This window comes from Kitasatospora sp. NPDC093558 (assembly GCF_040683475.1).
GTDB lineage: Bacteria > Actinomycetota > Actinomycetes > Streptomycetales > Streptomycetaceae > Kitasatospora.
The window spans coordinates 1-1,259 of record NZ_JBFBDY010001251.1; the positions used below are offsets into that span (position 1 = coordinate 1).

Here is a 1,259-nt window from a genome sequence, read left to right on the forward strand (position 1 = left end):
GGCGGCCCCGACCACCGCTGCCAGCCCAGCAAGGAGCCCCGCCGTGCCGACGGCCGTACCACCGGCGAGCGCCGAGCCGCCGACCTCGTCCTGCGCACCGTCGCTCCCCGGCGTCGTCCGGGTCGAGCGACCAGCCGTTCCCGTAGCCGGCGTGCCGCGCCGGCGTGCCGCCGCTCTCCGTCCCGCCGCCTTCCGTTCCGCCGCCTTCCGTCCCGACGTCGAGGGCCTGCGCGGCGTCGCCGTCCTGTCGGTCCTCGCCTACCACGCCGCCGTGCCCGGCTTCACCGGCGGCTACGTCGGCGTCGACGTCTTCTTCGTCATCTCCGGATTCCTCATCACCGGCCTGCTGACGGGCAGTTCGCCCGGTCTGACCGACTTCCTCGCCCGCCGCGCCCGCCGCATCCTGCCCGCCGCCGCCGTCGTGCTCGTCGCCACCGCCGTCGCCGGCGGCGTCCTGCTCGACCCGCTGCGCGGCACCGACCTCGCCCGCGACCTGATCGCCGCCGCCGGGCAGTACGCCAACTGGCGGTTCGTCGGCCAACAGACCGACTACCTCGCCGCCGGGCGGGACCCGAGCCCGCTCCAGCACTTCTGGTCGCTCGGCGTGGAGAACCAGTTCTACCTCCTGTGGGGCGTGCTGCTCCTCGGCCTCGCCCGCTGCCTGCACGGCCGCCGCCGCACCGCCGCGATCACCCTCGTGACGGTGGGCGTCGGCGCCGCGTCGCTGGTGCTGTGCGTCCGCTGGACGCAGACCTCCGCGCCGCTCGCGTACTTCTCCACGGCCGGTCGGCTCTGGGAGTTCGCGGCGGGCGCGCTGGCCGCCCTGCTCGGCGGGGCGCTCGGCGGTCGTGGCCGGGCGCTGCGGACCGTCGGGTGGGCCGGCCTCGCGGCCGTCGTCGCGTCCGTCCTCCGGTACGACCACACCACGCCCTTCCCTGGCATCGCCGCGCTCCTACCCGTCCTCGGCACCGCCGCCGTCCTCCTCGCCGGCCCCGGCAAGGCGCCGGACGCCGGAGCGCTCCTCGCCACCCGCCCGCTGCGCGCCGCAGGGCGCCTCTCGTACGCGTGGTACCTGTGGCACTGGCCCGTGCTGACCATCGCCCAGGCCCGGTACGGCACGCTGCCCTGGCCCGTCCAGCTCGCCCTCGTCGCGGCCGCCGCCCTGCCGGCCTGGCTCACCCTGCGGCTCGTCGAACAGCCGCTCCGGTACGGCAGCAGCCCGGCCCCGCGCCGCGGACTCGCCGTCGGTGCCAGCGCAC

General features: G+C 77.0%; 1 protein-coding gene. It reads left to right on the top strand.

Translation table 11 applies throughout. From position 1 onward, the window contains the following. Positions 1-151: 151 nt before the first annotated feature. Positions 152-1,259: acyltransferase (locus AB0O00_RS40120; protein WP_363659602.1), on the top strand; the 1,108-nt coding region annotated here is incomplete at its 3' end.